Annotated in this window: 18 protein-coding genes; 6 read left to right on the forward strand and 12 right to left on the reverse strand. The window is 58.2% G+C overall.

Annotation, left to right across the window (positions count from 1 at the left end; all coding sequences use genetic code 11):
- Positions 1-113: 113 nt before the first annotated feature.
- Entirely contained in the window at positions 114-878 is a 765-nt protein-coding gene (locus AC2FND_RS01580) for a tRNA1(Val) (adenine(37)-N6)-methyltransferase (RefSeq protein WP_209506590.1), read from the reverse strand.
- Positions 875-1,090 (reverse strand): putative signal transducing protein, encoded by a 216-nt coding sequence (locus tag AC2FND_RS01585; protein WP_050604033.1) that lies wholly within the window; start codon positions 1,088-1,090, stop codon positions 875-877. The genes AC2FND_RS01580 and AC2FND_RS01585 overlap by 4 nt, the downstream gene beginning before the upstream one ends.
- A gap of 56 nt (positions 1,091-1,146) precedes the next feature.
- Between AC2FND_RS01585 and AC2FND_RS01590 the strand changes: the two genes are divergently transcribed.
- Positions 1,147-2,145, forward strand: a complete 999-nt coding sequence (locus AC2FND_RS01590) for a polyprenyl synthetase family protein (RefSeq protein WP_496767514.1) — start codon at positions 1,147-1,149, stop codon at positions 2,143-2,145.
- On the opposite strand, the gene AC2FND_RS01595 is transcribed toward AC2FND_RS01590, so the two are convergent.
- The 4 genes from AC2FND_RS01595 to soxR all read right to left on the reverse strand — a co-directional run bounded on the left by AC2FND_RS01595 (position 2,138) and on the right by soxR (position 7,003).
- The gene (locus AC2FND_RS01595; RefSeq protein WP_496767515.1) at positions 2,138-2,959 is read right to left on the reverse strand and encodes a 4-(cytidine 5'-diphospho)-2-C-methyl-D-erythritol kinase; all 822 of its coding nucleotides are present in this window, start codon (positions 2,957-2,959) and stop codon (positions 2,138-2,140) included. The genes AC2FND_RS01590 and AC2FND_RS01595 overlap by 8 nt on opposite strands.
- Positions 2,949-4,619: a tetratricopeptide repeat protein gene (locus tag AC2FND_RS01600; RefSeq protein WP_209506712.1), complete on the reverse strand. Its 1,671-nt coding sequence runs from the start codon at positions 4,617-4,619 to the stop codon at positions 2,949-2,951. Before AC2FND_RS01600 ends, AC2FND_RS01595 begins: the two co-directional genes overlap by 11 nt.
- 145 nt (positions 4,620-4,764) lie before the next feature.
- The gene (locus AC2FND_RS01605) at positions 4,765-6,411 is read right to left on the reverse strand and encodes an electron transfer flavoprotein-ubiquinone oxidoreductase (protein WP_209506592.1); all 1,647 of its coding nucleotides are present in this window, start codon (positions 6,409-6,411) and stop codon (positions 4,765-4,767) included.
- Positions 6,412-6,547: 136 nt separating this feature from the next.
- On the reverse strand, positions 6,548-7,003 hold the full coding sequence (soxR, locus tag AC2FND_RS01610; RefSeq protein ID WP_496767516.1) for a redox-sensitive transcriptional activator SoxR: 456 nt from the start codon (positions 7,001-7,003) through the stop codon (positions 6,548-6,550).
- 81 nt (positions 7,004-7,084) lie between these two features.
- On the opposite strand from soxR, the gene AC2FND_RS01615 reads away from it, so the two are divergent.
- From AC2FND_RS01615 to AC2FND_RS01625, 3 genes are all read left to right on the forward strand, one after another.
- Positions 7,085-7,465 carry a VOC family protein gene (locus AC2FND_RS01615; RefSeq protein WP_209506596.1) on the forward strand — a complete coding sequence of 127 codons (381 nt, stop codon included), beginning with the start codon at positions 7,085-7,087 and terminating at the stop codon, positions 7,463-7,465.
- A 234-nt stretch (positions 7,466-7,699) separates the two neighbouring features.
- Positions 7,700-8,170 carry a transcription elongation factor GreA gene (gene greA / locus AC2FND_RS01620; protein ID WP_209506599.1) on the forward strand — a complete coding sequence of 157 codons (471 nt, stop codon included), beginning with the start codon at positions 7,700-7,702 and terminating at the stop codon, positions 8,168-8,170.
- 14 nt (positions 8,171-8,184) lie between these two features.
- Positions 8,185-9,180, forward strand: coding sequence for a hypothetical protein (locus AC2FND_RS01625; protein WP_496767518.1), 996 nt, complete (start codon positions 8,185-8,187; stop codon positions 9,178-9,180).
- Here the strand turns inward: AC2FND_RS01625 and AC2FND_RS01630 are convergent.
- The 5 genes from AC2FND_RS01630 to AC2FND_RS01650 are packed head-to-tail and all read right to left on the reverse strand — an operon-like array spanning position 9,177 to position 13,912.
- Positions 9,177-9,770, reverse strand: coding sequence for a GNAT family N-acetyltransferase (locus AC2FND_RS01630; protein ID WP_496767519.1), 594 nt, complete (start codon positions 9,768-9,770; stop codon positions 9,177-9,179). The genes AC2FND_RS01625 and AC2FND_RS01630 overlap by 4 nt on opposite strands.
- Complete coding sequence (locus tag AC2FND_RS01635; protein ID WP_496767520.1) at positions 9,767-11,836, reverse strand: molybdenum cofactor synthesis domain-containing protein; 2,070 nt, start codon at positions 11,834-11,836, stop codon at positions 9,767-9,769. The genes AC2FND_RS01630 and AC2FND_RS01635 overlap by 4 nt, the downstream gene beginning before the upstream one ends.
- On the reverse strand, positions 11,833-12,324 hold the full coding sequence (gene mobB / locus AC2FND_RS01640) for a molybdopterin-guanine dinucleotide biosynthesis protein B (protein WP_496767522.1): 492 nt from the start codon (positions 12,322-12,324) through the stop codon (positions 11,833-11,835). Before mobB ends, AC2FND_RS01635 begins: the two co-directional genes overlap by 4 nt.
- A complete protein-coding gene (mobA, locus tag AC2FND_RS01645) occupies positions 12,321-12,977 on the reverse strand; it encodes a molybdenum cofactor guanylyltransferase MobA (protein ID WP_496767524.1) in 657 nt (218 codons plus the stop codon). Before mobA ends, mobB begins: the two co-directional genes overlap by 4 nt.
- Positions 12,974-13,912, reverse strand: a complete 939-nt coding sequence (locus AC2FND_RS01650; RefSeq protein WP_496767525.1) for a formate dehydrogenase accessory sulfurtransferase FdhD — start codon at positions 13,910-13,912, stop codon at positions 12,974-12,976. The genes mobA and AC2FND_RS01650 overlap by 4 nt, the downstream gene beginning before the upstream one ends.
- Between AC2FND_RS01650 and AC2FND_RS01655 the strand changes: the two genes are divergently transcribed.
- On the forward strand, positions 13,911-14,621 hold the full coding sequence (locus AC2FND_RS01655; RefSeq protein ID WP_496767527.1) for an AzlC family ABC transporter permease: 711 nt from the start codon (positions 13,911-13,913) through the stop codon (positions 14,619-14,621). The two genes, AC2FND_RS01650 and AC2FND_RS01655, sit on opposite strands and share 2 nt — an antisense overlap.
- Positions 14,618-14,950, forward strand: coding sequence for an AzlD domain-containing protein (locus AC2FND_RS01660; RefSeq protein ID WP_209506607.1), 333 nt, complete (start codon positions 14,618-14,620; stop codon positions 14,948-14,950). Before AC2FND_RS01655 ends, AC2FND_RS01660 begins: the two co-directional genes overlap by 4 nt.
- On the opposite strand, the gene AC2FND_RS01665 is transcribed toward AC2FND_RS01660, so the two are convergent.
- Positions 14,939-15,571: a hypothetical protein gene (locus AC2FND_RS01665; protein WP_480475007.1), complete on the reverse strand. Its 633-nt coding sequence runs from the start codon at positions 15,569-15,571 to the stop codon at positions 14,939-14,941. The genes AC2FND_RS01660 and AC2FND_RS01665 overlap by 12 nt on opposite strands.
- Between the last annotated feature and the right edge of the window lie 9 nt (positions 15,572-15,580).

The raw sequence follows: 15,580 nt of genomic DNA on the forward strand, positions 1-15,580 counted from the left end.
CGTGTCTGAATGTCACGTAAGAAGTTGATCACATCGTTTCCACCCTGTCACGCTGCAGACGCACAGAATCTAAAACAAATCCGACAAAATCGGCTGGACATTGCCGGTCGCCGTCAGAACCCGGGCAGGGCAGCGGCCTTCCGGAGCACGGCCGAAACTGCATCCGTATAGCTTTCGCCGTCTTCTTCGTGACGTTCACCCGCGTGCACAATCAAAGGTGGGTGGAGGCGAAATGCCGCACGCCCTCCTTTGCGGGCGCGCAGAATGATCAGCTCAGCCTCTCGCCCTGTCCGTGGGCTTAGTGGCAACAACTCCACCGATCCCAGCACCCCCTGGCACGCTGCCAGCATGTCGGGCAGCCGATCGGCTTTCTGGATCATGTGCAGGTACCCTTTTGGCGCAAGGCGTTTTGCAGCCACTGCAATCCAGTCGGCCAACTGGGTGTCTTCGCTCAGGGCCACACTTCGTCCCGCATCCTTTGCAGGGCTATGCGCCCCTGCCCGATAATAGGGCGGATTCGCAATGACGTGATCGAACTGGCGCTGCCGAAACGCCTCGGGCAAAGCGGTCAGGTCTGCTTGGACAACTTCCAGCTCTATCCCGTTGATTTCCGCATTTCTGCAGGCCAATTCCGCATAGGCGGGCTGTAGCTCGATACCTGTCAGGTGCAGACCGGGCAGTCGTGACGACAAGCAAAGAATGGCAGCCCCTGCACCGCACCCCAGTTCCAACACGGACTGACCTGCCCTGGCCGGAACGGATGCGGCAAGCAATACCGGGTCGACCCCGGCACGATAACCCGACCGAGGTTGCAGCAACCGGACCCTGCCCCCCAGGAAATCATTGCAGCTGAGTTCACTATCGGAAAACCGGGTCATCGGCCCAGCGGAATTTCATTGTCGCGCATCACACGTTCGGCACGGGTCAGGTCTTCGGCGCGAACCATCAGTCGGCGGGGAAATATCCCGATCCCACCTTCGAGGATGCTCATATTTACGTCCATCTGAAAGCAGTCTATATCCTCGCCTTCAAGGAGAGCGGATGCAAAGGCCAGGATCGTCGGATCGGTACTGCGCAATAGTTCTTTCATGGGGATGGATGTAAGGGCAAGGCGGGGCGAAAGTCGAGCCTTGTATCAGGAGTATGATGACCGTCGGCATGATCTCAAAACCGCATGAGCGCCTCGCTGAAATACTGGCGGGTGAAATGGAGGCTGTGAACACGTTGATCCGCACCCGGATGGCGTCGGACCATGCCCCACGTATCCCCGAAGTGACCCAGCATCTGGTCGAGGCGGGCGGGAAGCGCCTGCGCCCGATGCTGACATTGGCAGCTGCGCGGCTGTTTGGCTATTCGGGCGAGCACCATGTACGCCTTGCTGCCACGGTCGAGTTCATCCACACCGCCACCCTTCTGCACGACGACGTTGTGGATGAGAGCGCCCAACGGCGCGGACGCCCAACTGCAAATCTACTTTGGGACAACAAATCCAGTGTGCTGGTCGGTGATTACCTGTTTTCCCGCAGCTTCCAATTGATGGTCGAAACGGGTTCGCTGCGCGTTCTGGATATCTTGGCCAATGCCTCAGCAACCATCGCCGAGGGCGAGGTGCTGCAAATGACCGCAGCAACCGACCTGCGGACAGATGAAAGCGTTTATCTACAGGTCGTGCGCGGCAAGACAGCAGCTTTGTTTTCAGCTGCGACCGAGGTGGGCGGCGTGATCGCCGGTGCATCGGAAGAACAGATCAAGGCCCTGTTCGATTATGGTGACGCATTGGGGATCGCATTCCAGATTGCAGACGATCTGCTGGACTATCAAGGGGACAGCAAGACAACCGGCAAGAATGTGGGCGATGATTTCCGCGAACGAAAGCTGACCCTGCCTGTCATCAAGGCTGTTGCACAGGCCACGCCCGAAGAACGTGCATTCTGGGAGCGTACGATCGAAAAAGGTCGCCAACAGGATGGTGATCTGGATCATGCGCTGGGTCTGATGGACAAATACACAACGCTGGAAAAAACCCGACAGGACGCTTTGGGCTGGGCGAGTAAGGCAAAGGCATCTTTGAATGTTCTGCCCGATCATGAGATTCGCAGCTTGCTGCACGAACTGGCCGATTACGTGGTCTCGCGCCTCAGTTAAGCTGCGTCGCGCGGCACCACCAGTCAGGATGCGCCGCACCGATCTCATAGGCCGCGAAATGCGCGTCTTTTATCGTTGGATATAGGGCAAAACAGGTTGATCCTGACCCTGACATGCGTGCCACCAACGCGCGGTTTGTTTGCCACAACTCATCCAGAACTCGTTCGATCTGGGACGCGACAGCCTTGGCAGGGATTTCAAGATCATTGCGTTGATCATTCAGCCACAAGGCGCAATCCTCGACACTGTCGAAACCCGGAACATTTTCAGGCATCGGTGGATTGTCTCGGGACGCCAGCGCGTTGAAAACGGTACCTGTCGGCACCGGCACATTCGGGTTGACCAAAAGCGCGGGCAGGTGCGGAAGGTCCACCGATGCTAAACGATCGCCAATGCCTTGCATTCGGATCGCGCGGTTTTCCAGACAAACGGGCACATCTGCCCCCAGTGACAACGGCAGGTCAGGCGGGATGTTACGGCCCAGACCGCCCAGCATATTCAGCGTAGCGGCCGCATCCGATGACCCGCCCCCTATACCTGCACCGTGGGGCAGAGACTTGATCAGCTCGACATGCCCGGTCCAGCCGACGCCTTCGGCCGCTTTCCAGACCAGGTTACGGCTGTCCGTGGGCACGCCTTCGGCAAACTCCCCACTCACGTCGATAGTCAGCTCGGGACCGGGCGAGAATGTCAACTGATCGCCCAGATCAGCAAAAACCACTAACGAATCCAACAGGTGATAACCGTCCTTACGACGTCCGGTCACATGCAGGGTCAGGTTGATTTTGGCGGGCGCAAACGCCTTAATTTCCATTTGCGACTTTCAAGGGTTCCGCGCCTTCTTCGGCCAGAACGGCACTTAGTCCGACCTCGATCTTGCGTCGAATGCGATCCGGGTCAGCCTCACCATCCGTGTCTTCGGGGTCAACAAAGGACAGCGCCCGTTTCCATTGGAACTCGGCCTCGCGTGCACGCCCAACAGCCCAATAGACATCCCCCAGATGATCATTGACGACAGGATCAACGGGCATCAGCTCGACCGCGCGCTCCATATGCTCGACCGCTTCTTCGTAACGACCCAGACGGAACAGAACCCAACCCAGACTATCCACGATGTAGCCGCTATCCGGACGGGCTTCGACCGCACGCTGGATCATGTCCAGCGCTTCATCCAGCTTTTCTTTCCGCTCTACCAGAGAATAGCCCAGATAGTTCAGCACCTGCGGCTGATCCGGATTCAACTCCAGCGCCCGACGGAAATCGGTTTCAGCCTGATCCCATTGCTTCAGCCGCTCGTGGCTTATGCCGCGCGCGTAGTGCAGGAACCAATTCCCGCCTGCCTGACTGTCCGTCAGAGCAATCGCAGTGTCATAAGAGGCAACCGCAGCTGCATAGTTTTCCTGACGACGCTGAAGATCTGCCAGAGAAACATGCACGCTGGGCAAATCAGGATTTTGCAACGCCAGATTTTGAAGAACTTCAATGGCTGCATCGGTTTTTCCGGATTTGTCCAGGATTTCGGCCCGCCCAAGTTCTGCGGCATGGTGGTCATTGCTGCTTGCCGGGACCATGCGATAGGCGGCAACGGCCAGATCATACTGTTGCAGCTTGTCCAGCAATTCCGCGCTCAGCAGAATGGCGTCCACGTGGTCTGGGCGCAGAAAGCTCGCCAGTCGTGAATAAAGCAGGACGTAGTCAGCCGAAGCCTCGCTGTTCAATGCGGCACCAACGGTAAAGAATATTTCCGCCATTCCATCCAGCGCAGAGCCCGCGTGGGTGAACGGAAGCGTCTCGCCCGCGGTCAATTTATCAGTGTAGGCTTCAATGGTCGGATCGCTACCGGAAACAAACACATCGTCCAGAAACTGTATGGCGTCTTCGTTGCGATCCAGCTGTGACAGCACCTCTGTACGGGCCAGCGCGGCCCGGCGCGAGAACCGCGCAACCGCGCCGTTGTTATCCGCAAATATCACCTCGGCACCTTCGAAATCGCCGATAGAGGCCAGTGCCATGGCTTTGTGATACAGCGCAAACTCCCTGAGGCCTTCCTGCGTGGCCACGGCATCGAACTGCTCCATGGCCTTTGTCATTTCACCTTGCCCCAGGTGGGCCCATGCAATCATCAGCCCATCAACCAAAGGACCGATCCCCTGCGTTTCAGGGTCACGCGCCAAAAGTTCGTCAAACTTGCCGTCTGCAATCAAATTGGCCGAAATCGCCATACGCGCGGCCTGACTGGGAAGGTTGGCTTCCTCGATCTGCTTTGCAACAGGCAAAGCACGGGCAATTTCCCCCAGCGCAAGGCGGGCGACGACAACGCTTTCCAAGAGCAGCGCGTTTTCCGGATCAAACCTGAGAGCCTGGGCGTAGTATCTTTCCGCCGCAGAATAGTCGCTTTCGTAGATCGCCTGACGCCCGGCCAGATATGAACCGGCACCCGAATCCGAAAAGGCCGGCACAGCGACCGACGACATGAGCAGCACGGACAATGCCGTGCGACGAACCAGGGAAACCACCGAAATCCTGCCTTACTATCGTTGACTGACGGTTAAGCTAGGGCTTCGGTCGGCAAGAGGCAATGGCAGAGCCTTCACGACCCTGCCATTGCCGGTTTTTTGCTTACATGTTCGGATAGTTTGGTCCGTCGCCACCCTGCGGCGTGGTCCAGGTGATATTCTGGCTTGGATCCTTGATGTCGCAGGTTTTGCAGTGAACGCAGTTCTGGAAGTTGATGACGAATCGCGGCCCGTTGTCATCCTCGACCATTTCGTAAACGCCTGCCGGGCAATAGCGCTGCGCCGGTTCGTCGAACTTTGGCAGGTTGACCTTGACCGGGATTTCCGGGTCCGCCAGGCGCAGGTGGCAGGGCTGGCTTTCCTCGTGATTGGTTGCCGCAAAGGACACGTTGGTCAGCCGGTCAAAGGACAGCGTCCCATCGGGCTTGGGATAGTCGATCGGCTTGTGCTTGCTGGCTTCCTCGGTCGACTGGGCATCGTTCTTGCCATGCCCTAGCGTACCAAAGAGCGAAAAGCCCAATGTGTTGGTCCACATGTCCAGACCACCCAGCACCAGCGAGGGGATCATGCCCCACTTGGACCACATCGGCTTGACGTTGCGCACCTTCTTCAGGTCCTTGCCAATCTCGCCATTGCGAACATCGGCCTCGTAAGCGGTCAGCTCATCGCCCGAACGGTCAGCCTTGATCGCGTCATAGGCGGCCTCGGCGGCAGCCTTGCCCGACAGCATCGCATTGTGGTTGCCCTTGATGCGCGGCACGTTGACCATGCCCGCGGAACAGCCCAGCAACGCCACGCCCGGCGCCACCAGCTTGGGCATCGACTGAAGACCGCCTTCGGTGATCGCACGGGCACCGTACGCCACGCGCTTGCCGCCTTTCAGCAGCTCGGCCACCATCGGGTGATGCTTGAAACGCTGGAATTCCATATAGGGGTACAGGTGCGGGTTCTTGTAGTTCAGGTGAACCACAAAGCCGACATAGACCTGATTGTTTTCAAGGTGATAGATGAACGACCCGCCACCTGCGTTGCCGCCCAGAGGCCAGCCCATTGTGTGCGTGACCGTACCTTCTTTGTGCTTGGCTGGGTCAATCTCCCAGATCTCTTTCATGCCGACGCCGTATTTCTGCGGCTCTTTGCCGGCAGACAAGTCGTATTTGGCAATGACTTCCTTGGACAGTGAGCCGCGCACACCTTCCGACAGGAAGACGTATTTGCCGTGCAGTTCCATGCCAGGCTCTGTATTGGGGCCATAAGAGCCGTCCGCTTCCAGACCAAAGACACCGGCCACGACGCCTTTGACTTCGCCATTGTCACCGTAAACCAGCTCGGAACAGGCCATGCCGGGGAAGATTTCCACGCCCAGCTCCTCGGCCTGCTCGGCCATCCAGCGGCAAACATTACCCATCGAGACGATGTAGTTGCCATGGTTGTTCATCAACGGCGGCATCGGGAAGTTGGGAATGCGGATCTTGCCTGCCTCGCCCAGCATGTAGAAATTGTCTTCATGCACCGGCACGTTCAGCGGAGCACCCTTTGCCTTCCAATCCGGGATCAATGCATCCAGTCCGCAGGGATCGAGAACTGCGCCAGACAGGATATGCGCACCTACTTCCGAGCCCTTTTCCAGAACGACGACGTTCAGGTCCGCATCCAGCTGTTTCAGACGAATGGCAGCCGACAGGCCTGCAGGACCTGCGCCTACGATCACCACGTCATATTCCATTGCTTCGCGTTCAATCTCGGCCATCGCGGGCTCCCTAGCTTACTTTCCGAATTGGCGCTGTCACTGCAGGATCTGCGCAATTTTGTTTCACGGCTGATTACATGGTCAGAAAGACTTTGGTCAATCGAAACACGGCGTAACAAGGGCGCTATTCGACACATCAGTCCTCTGGTGCATCACCCATCAGGTATCTGGGACCGCTACCATGGGATTTTGCCCTGTCATCGGGGTTATAAAGCTTGCATTTCGGCAAACTGAGGCACCCACACCCGATGCAGCCGTCCAGATAGTCGCGCAATCGCATCAGGGTATCGATTCGCTGGTCCAGATGAGTGCGCAACCGCACGCTTATAGCTTTCCAATCCTGTGGTGTCGGTGTTCGCTTTCCCGGCAAGTCCGACAAGACCTCGCGAATTTCAGGCAAGGTCAGGCCGAACTGCTGTGCGATCATGACAAAGCTCAGCCGCCGGATATCTGCCCGCTGGTAACGTCGCTGCCCACCCGCATTACGCCAGGGCGCGATCAAACCCTGTGCTTCGTAATACCGGATCGCTGAAACGGCCAACCCCGTACGTCGGGCCAATGCCCCGATTGCCAACCCTTCTGAAACAGCCATGTCGCCCTCGAAGAAATACCTTGACCTAAAGTTAGGTTTAGAAATTACGGTGAGTCGAAACAAGCCAAAAAAGGAGATCCCATGATGGCAACGCTTGAGCATACCAATTTCACTGTCAGCGACCCACAGGCCTCGGCCGCCTGGATGCAGCAGGTCTTTGGCTGGAAAACACGCTGGGAAGGACCCGCAATATCAGGCGGATACACGGTGCATGTCGGATCGGCCCACACCTATCTTGCGCTTTACAAACCCGATGCGCCGAAACCATTGGTCGAAAGCAGCTACGACGTCGTCGGCGGGCTGAACCATGTTGGTGTGCTGGTTGAAGATATCGATGCAACGGAGGCCAAGGTGCGCAAGGCGGGGTTCGAACCCCATAATCATGCCGATTACGAACCGGGGCGTCGGTTCTATTTCAGGGATGACAACGGCATCGAGTTTGAAGTGGTACAATATGATTGAGATGCTGTGGCTCTGCACGTCTTCGAGGCGATGGTGCAAGGGCGGGCAACCGGACCATCGCCATAGGCCACACCCGAAACAATCCCGGCGGCGCAATGTTGCAAATTGATCGCTGCGCCTGCTGACACCCCTTGCAATTCACGTGTTAATTGGGTCAGGTAATCGTCAACCTAGGACTCGCCCCGACGCTTCTGTGCGGCGGGGCGAGTCAGTTTATGCGTGGACGTAGAGAGTATGGAAAAGATCCCGATGACGCCTGCGGGCAATGCCGCACTCGCAGCTGAGCTGAAGAACCTCAAATCCGTCGAACGCCCTGCGATCATCGAAGCCATCGCATCGGCGCGAGAACTTGGCGACCTGAAAGAAAACGCCGAATATCATTCAGCCCGCGAAAAGCAGGGGTTTATTGAAGGTCGCATCAAGGAACTGGAAGGTATCCTGTCACTGGCGGATGTAATTGACCCTGCAAAACTGTCTGGCGCGATTAAGTTTGGCGCAAAGGTTACATTGGTTGACGAGGATACCGACGAAGAAAAGACATGGCAGATCGTCGGTGAATATGAAGCCAATATCGAAGCTGGCCTTTTGAATATCAAATCCCCCATCGCCCGCGCCCTGATCGGCAAGGACGAAGGTGACAGTGTCGAGGTGCGCACCCCTGGCGGCGTGCGCTCTTATGAAATTCTGAGTATCAAGTACGCCTGACCGGAGCGCATGTAATGTCGGGGCCCAAACCTGACCCGGAAACTGAAAGACCGACTTCGCTGGGCATCTATGACCGCCCAAAGGCACCGTCTGTCACCGAGATTGAGATTGCCGCATTGGTGCTCAGCCTGATTTGGCTGGTGGTGTCGGTTGTTTTTCTGGTGTTGCCGGGTAAGGCGCAGAGCGGTGGTTTTGTTGTCACCTTTCTGGCCGTTTTCATGCCTGTGGCGATGATCTGGGTCGCGGCCACTGCCATGCGTGCCAGCCGCGTGATGCGCGAGGAAAGCGCGCGGCTGCAAACTGCGATTGACGCGATCCGTCAGGCGTATGTGGCGCAGCAGCAGCGCGCATCCAGCACCTACGAACCTGCGGTAGCAAAGAAACTGGATGAGATCGCAGCCGCGACGCGAAAAACCGAAAGCACGCTGGCAACATTTTCGACCAAGCGCACAACGCCACCTTACGTCCCTGCAAAACCACTCGTTGCGGGTGCTCAAACCTCGCTTGAACTGGGCACGTCTGCGGAAGAAATTGCGCCACCGTTGAGCACCGAAATCTTTATCCGCGCCTTGAACTTCCCGGAAACTCAGAATGACACCGAAGGGTTTAATGCCCTGCGCGTGGCGCTGAAAGACCGCAAGACGGCGCAGATCGTGCAAGCCTCGCAGGATGTTCTTACACTGCTCAGCCAGGAAGGCATCTACATGGACGACCTGCGCCCTGACATGGCCCGGCCCGAAATCTGGCGTCAGTTCGCGCAGGGCGCGCGGGGTCGCTCTGTCGCCTCGCTGGGGGGTGTACGCGACAGGTCCTCGCTGGCGCTGACAGCTGCGCGGATGAAACAGGATCCCATTTTCCGCGACGCCGCCCACCATTTTCTTCGCCGCTTCGACAAGATGATGGCCGAGTTCGAGCCCACCGCAAGCGATGCAGAACTGAGCGCTTTGGGTGAGACCCGCACGGCGCGGGCGTTCATGTTGCTGGGGCGCGTGGCCGGGACGTTTGATTAGTCCGATTTGACGACCCAAGACATCTTTGTCGCGCTGCTGAAACCAAACACGTAACTTAGAGGTCCGGTTTTTTCTTCACCCACAGGCCGAAATCCTTCGCGCTCATATAAAGCGCGGGCGCGGGGGTTTGTGTCGATAACGTCAAGCTGAACCACTGACATGTTTTGTTTCCGCGCCTCACGCTTAACGGCATCCAGCAAGGCCGTACCAACGCCTTTTCCACGCGAGCCCGCGGCCACAAATATGCCATCCATCTGAAACACACCGGGTTTCAGTTCGCGTTCCAAAATGCTGAGGATGAGGGCGCGCCAAATGGCCCCAAACCAGCCATAGACCTTTGCTAGGTCTGACATTCTGCCTCCGGCCAATGCACCATCGCGTGTCTTGAAACCTGCAAGCCCCAAAATCCGGTCTTCCTTGTCCCGTGCAACAAGCGCGAAATCCGGGTTCAACGAAGTTTCGAAGAAAGCCAGCCCCTTTTCATCCGGACCCATGACTTTGTTCAGTTTCGCCGAGAATGCCTGCCAGAACAGGGTCGCCACCAGCTGGCGTTCCGCATCAGAAAAACCGCGTGAGACCGTGATTTTCACAACCCAAAACTGCCATACGGGATAAACCGAACCATATCCCCGGGTTGGATATGCCGGGCACCATCTTCTATTTCGACCAGCCCTTCGGCCCAGCTGAGCCCGCTGATCCGGCCCGATCCTTCTGACTTGAAGACTTCAACCCGGCCTTCCCGTATGCGCGCGCGCAGGTATTCGCGGCGGCCCGGTTTCTTGCGCTTTTCAAAGGCAGCGGGCACTTCGAACCCTTGCGGCTCGATCCAGCCTTCACCCGACATCAGGCCCAACGCCGGTCGCGCAAAGATCAAGGTGCAGACCAAAGCGGCAACGGGATTGCCGGGCAGTCCAAAGACCGGGGTTCCAGACCACAACCCCAAAGCCAGAGGGCGACCGGGTTTCAAGGCGATCCGCCAGTGTTGCATCGCCCCCGCCTGGCGCAGCAAGGCAGATACGTGGTCTTCGTCACCAGCAGATGCGCCACCACTCGTCAGTATCACATCTGCCTGTTCCGCAGCCTGGTCCAGCCGTTCCCGCAGGGCGTCCCGATCATCTGACACACGCCCCATATCCACAGGCACAAACCCCAGCCTTTCGACCAGAGACAAAAGCATCGGGCGGTTGGCGTCGAATATCTGACCCGGTCCGGCGCACTCTCCGGCGTCGACCAGTTCATCACCGGTCGATACCACGGCGACACGCAGCGGTTTGCGCACCTTCACCTCGGCAATGCCCAAAGCGGTGAGCAGCGCAAGATCAGCCGGTGTCAATCGGCGCCCTGTAGGCAAGGCCAGATCGCCCGCGGCCACATCCTCGCCCGCTTGCCTGGTATTTGCCCCCTGTTTCAGCGGACCATGGAATGCGATATGCCCGTCTTTTACTGTGACATCCTCTTCCAGAATAACCGTATCCACCCCGTCAGGCAGCGCCGCACCCGTCAGAACGCGCACTGCCTTGCCCGCAGGAACGTCACCCTCAAACGGAATACCGGCTGCTGCACGCCCATCGACCAGCGGCAGGACCTGTGGCCCATCTGAAACCGGACCAGCGAACCCGAACCCATCCACGGCTGTATTCGGCTGCGGCGGGTTGGAACGTTGGGCTGTCACATCCTCTGCCAGAATGCGCCCACTCGCCTTGTTCAGCGCGACCACCTCGACCGAGGTAATCGGATGCAACACGTCGCGCAAATAGGCCAAGGCGTCATCAACCGGCGTCCACTCCACACCCGCTGGCAACGCAAAACAATCGTTGCGCAACGGTGGCGGGGCTATGTTTGGCTTTTTCTGAGTCACACCCAATATCCAGCCTTCCTCTGCCGCTGAAACATCTAATTGCGCATTCAACTCCTGCTCTGTCAAACGCGACAGAGTCAAGGCGACCTGTTCGACCTGCCAGGCATCCTTGATCCGCCCGTCCGGTGGCGCACCCAAGGTGAGCGACGGCCAGATTTCCACAAAGGCGATGGGTCTATCCAACGACTCGAACGGCCAGACCGCGACTTGTCCGGCAAAGCGATGGCGGAGCCTGCTTAGAACTGGAAGCCCCATCATCACCTGCCCACCGACCGCGCCTGCACCCGCCATCTGCCAGCAGGTGAAACTGCCTTTTGCCAAGGCTTCAACCGCACGACGGTCGGAAAACGGATTGGAATAGCCTGTCTTGGTTCGCGGCAAACCATCAATGTCACGCCCGAGGCCATTCATCCAAAATGGGCCTCTTCCTCCGAATTGTCGATTGATCCGGCCTGCCAAGTCGAAACGATTGTTCATTTTCGAACCGTCCTCGACATGCTGTTCGTACCAGTCCCACAAGGTCAAGGGGTCATCCGTACCGGTCATCGCGCGGGCAAAACCCTTCGGGTATCCAAAAGGGAAATCAAACCCCAGAAACAGGCGGCGACCTGCCTTCAGTTCGGTGCGGATCAGGGCATCCAGCCACGCCTCGGCAAGCGCCCGGTTGCGCAGGTATTCAGGCTTCTGTGCCTGCCCTTCACGCACAATACAGACCCAGATCGCGTCTTTGCGCGGCGTTGGTCCGGTGTCATTTCCACCAGACCAGTCCACTATGGCAAAGGTCTGGAACAGGGTCACAAACCGACCTCATCTAATATGAAGTCCGCGATCCTGACTGTGTCGTTCAGGTCGAATACCGGGCGATCCAGTTCCAGCGCCGTGTCGCTGGCAACGGCTCGAACGGTATCGTTTTCAATCGCGATCAGAGTGTTTCCTGTCTCGGCGCGAAACGCCTCGACCTTTGGGTGGCCTTCCCGCTTGAAGCCTTCAACCAGCACCAGATCAACCGGAGAAAGCCGCGCCAGCAGTTCAGCCAAAGGCGGCTCGGGTGCGCCGCGCAGCTCTTGCATCAAGGCGACGCGCTGCCCCGACGCAAGCAACACCTCGCTGGCGCCAGCAACGCGGTGACGATGACTGTCCGTGCCCGGCTGATCCACATCGACGCCGTGATGCGCGTGTTTGACGGTTGAGACGGTAAAGCCCCGCCCCGTGATTTCGGCCACCAGCCGTTCCATCAGCCCGGTTTTGCCCGCGTTTTTCCAGCCGGTGACGCCGTAGACCCTCATACCTGCTCCAACAATGTCCGGGCGCGGTCCAGATCGTCAGGCGTATTAACATTGAAGAACGGATCAAACGGGTCAGCCTGAAACAAAGCCTCGCGTCCGTCATGTTTATCAGTCCACAGCACGACCTTGCGCAACCCGTCCGTCAGAGCCGCCCGCAGATCATCGCGCAACGCCACAGGCCAGAGCCCAAAGGTCGGGTGCCGGTTGACCCGCCTGCCCCCACCGGATTTCAGCGCCTCGTCGCCCGTTCGCGGAGTAGTGGCCAAGACCAGAGGATGCACCTGCCCCGCTGCCGCCTCTTGCAGGCGCGCCACCAGATCACGAGGGAAGAACGGTGTATCTGCGGCAGCCGTTACGATACTGTCGGCCCCCTGATCTGCCGCCCAATCGAGCCCCGCCAGAACACCGGCCAAAGGGCCAGCGAAGCCTTCAATCGTGTCAGGCAGAACGGGTAGCGTCAGATCGCTGAAACGCTCGGGGTCGCCATTTGCGTTCAGGGCCAAACCATCGACTTGCGGAGACAGCCGGTCAACGACATGGGACAGCAGGCTCTGCCCACCAATCTGCAATAGACCTTTGTCACCGCCGCCCATCCGGGTGGCCTGCCCGCCTGCGAGGATGACGCCGAGGGGTTTCCTGTTTTCATCACTCATTGGCTACTCTTCCGCCTGTGTTTCCTGTCTTCGGCCACAACCGTCGACGGATCCACATCACGAACCAACCGTTCCTCACCGGAAAGACAAACAAAGCGCTGTCCGCGCATCCGGCCGATCAGCGTAAGGCCGACCTCACGCGCGATCTCGACACCCCAGGCGGTAAAGCCGGAACGGGACGCCAACACAGGAATGCCCATCATCGCCGTTTTGATCACCATCTCGGATGTCAGGCGACCGGTGGTGTAAAGGATCTTGTCCTCTGCCGTCGCACCCTCGGACAGCATCCAGCCTGCGATCTTGTCGACAGCGTTATGGCGACCCACGTCTTCCATATAAACCAGCGGGCGGTTTTCCCGGCACAAGACAGTCCCATGAATTGCCCCGGCCTCAAGATAAAGCGACGGAGTGCGGTTGATCTTGGCCGCCAGTTCGTAAAGCCACGAGGTACGGACCTGCACTTGCGGCAGCTGAACGCCCTCAAGGCCCTCCATCATGTCCCCAAACACCGTTCCCACAGCGCAGCCACTGGTGCGTGTCTTTTTCTTCAACTTGTCTTCGTACGAAGTCGCGCGTGCGGTGCGGACAATAACGGCTTCAAGATCATCATCGTAATCGACACGGGTAATCTCATCACCAGCCAGCAGCATGCCCTGATTTCGCAGAAAACCCAGCGCCAGATATTCGGGATAGTCGCCAATGGTCATCGCCGTCACAATTTCCTGCGCGTTGAGGAAGATCGTCAGTGGGCGCTCTTCAACCACTGAAATCTGACTGACCTCGCCATTCTGGTCCACCCCCTTGACCGCACGGGTCAGGCGGGCCGCGCCCGGATCAGGAGCGATTACATAGTCTGACACGTCGGTTTCGGTGACCAATTGCAACCCCTTCACAAGACCGATACTGCTGCTGGCGTCACCATAGGATTTAGCCATGGCCTCTGCCACATCCAAGTCATACTTCTGGAAAGGTTTTCGCGACGGCACGCCGTTTGTCTTCGTGGCTGTGCCTTTTGGTCTGTTGTTCGGTGTCTTCTCGACAGAAGCAGGGTTGAATATCGTGCAGACCATTGCCTTTTCCATTACCGTCTTTGCAGGCGCGGCGCAGTTCACAGCTCTGCAACTTCTGCAGGATGAAACGCCGACAATCATCGTTTTGATCTCGGCCCTGGCAGTGAACCTGCGGGTCGCGATGTATTCCGCGTCGCTGACGCCGTATCTGGGTGCCGCGCCCTTGTGGCAGAGAGCATGTGCGGCTTACCTGATCGTGGATCAGTCTTACGCCTGCTCAATCGCGCAGTTCGAAAAAGAGCCTGAACTGACGATCCCCCAGCGAATGGCCTATTTCCTTGGTTCGGTCACTCCGATCACACCGCTGTGGGTTTTGGGAACCTGTCTGGGTGCCGTGCTGGGCGCTCAAATACCGGAAAGCTGGGCGCTGGACTTTGCGCTGCCGATCACCTTTCTGGCGATGATCGGGCCAATGATGCGTACGCTGGCCCATGTCATCGCCGCCCTGGTCGCCATTGTCGTTGCCCTGCTGACCGTGAGTGTGCCGTTCAATCTGGGCCTGCTGATCGCAGGCGCGGCAGGGATGATGGCCGGTGCGCAGGCAGAATTGATGCTAAAGCGGAACGCGCCATGAACCAGATCGACCAGACAACAATATGGATCATCATCGTGGGTCTTGCGGTGGGCAGCTATGCTTTGCGCTTTACCTTCATCGGTCTCGTCGGTGATCGCCCGATGCCGCCCTGGTTGTTACGTCACCTTCGATATACAGCCGTGGCCATCCTGCCTGCATTGATCGCGCCGCTGGTGGTTTGGCCTGCAGCCACCGAAGGACAACCGGATATACCCCGTATGTCGGCCGCAGCGGTTGCATTGTCTGTGGGCATTCTAACCAAGAACGTGCTGGCGGCCATTTTTACCGGGGCGGCAACGCTTTACACATTGCTGTATCTAGTTGGATGAAGCCGCGTCCAACTGGTTCAGGCGCGCATTGTTGAACGCCAGTCCCTTTTGCAGGTCCGCGTCGTCGTTTTCACGGTATTCCGCCGTTTGAACACCTTGCAACGCCCCAAACTGATCGGACAGTTTGACCGGATAGAATGTGGTCGTGATCTGTTCGAACCCCGGAACCTGCTGCAACAGCTGCGAGGTAGAGTTTGCACAGAATGCACCAGCCACCGGGCCCATCTGTTTGGCCAGTTGCAATGCAATTTCGGCCTGCTGCGGAGTGACCTCGATCGTCTGGATGCGCGCATAATGTGTTTCGCGGGCGTGGCTGCTGCGATACGCTCGTTCGACATTCGGGGTAATACCGTAAAGCACATCGTTCCTGATCGGTACAACATCCGCCCGGAACGATCCTGCCGGGTCGAAGATAACCCGCTCACTGCCGCTGATCATCAGCGACGTGTGCGCGCCCGAACCGGTCCGGGTGCTGATCATCGTGTACAAGGTCAGGGTCGATGGCCCCGGATCGCGATAGGAGCGGGACGTAATTTCAGTCTGATCCGCTTGCGGGCGCTGTGATGCAGCGCAACCAGCCAACGTTGCGGCCACAAGACACGCAGTCAATATCCTGAGCAAAGCCGCCCC

Source organism: Ruegeria sp. BHSB056 (assembly GCF_059613305.1).